This is a genomic window from Streptomyces sp. PT12, assembly GCF_003311645.1.
GTDB lineage: Bacteria > Actinomycetota > Actinomycetes > Streptomycetales > Streptomycetaceae > Streptomyces.
In genome coordinates this window covers 1-284 of sequence record NZ_QEST01000116.1, presented here as the reverse complement: position 1 = coordinate 284, position 284 = coordinate 1, and the positions used below count along the sequence as shown (strand labels likewise).

1 protein-coding gene is annotated in these 284 nt (G+C 39.1%); it reads right to left on the bottom strand.

The window, feature by feature from the left end:
- Nucleotides 1-284, bottom strand: a 284-nt coding sequence (locus tag DEH69_RS13435; RefSeq protein WP_147255564.1) for a hypothetical protein, incomplete at both ends; no start/stop codon positions are given.

Genomic DNA, 284 nt, shown 5'->3' with positions numbered 1-284 from the left:
GAAGTTCTCTGCTATAATTTGCTGCATTATGCCTTCTGCCCCTCTCTCTCTTTCTTCTTCTTCTGGGATCCCAATTATTCTAATGTTGTTTCGTCTTATGGTATCGTTTATCTCTCGAATTCTGCCCTCGTGATCCAGTAGTTGTTTATCTCTCTTTTTCTCAGCTTCTTTATTTTCCATCATTTGGTCTTCTATCTCACTGATTCTCTCTTCTGCCTCATTTATCCTAGCAGTTAGCGCCCCCATATTTGATTGCACCTCATTAATAGCCTTTTTGATTTCTA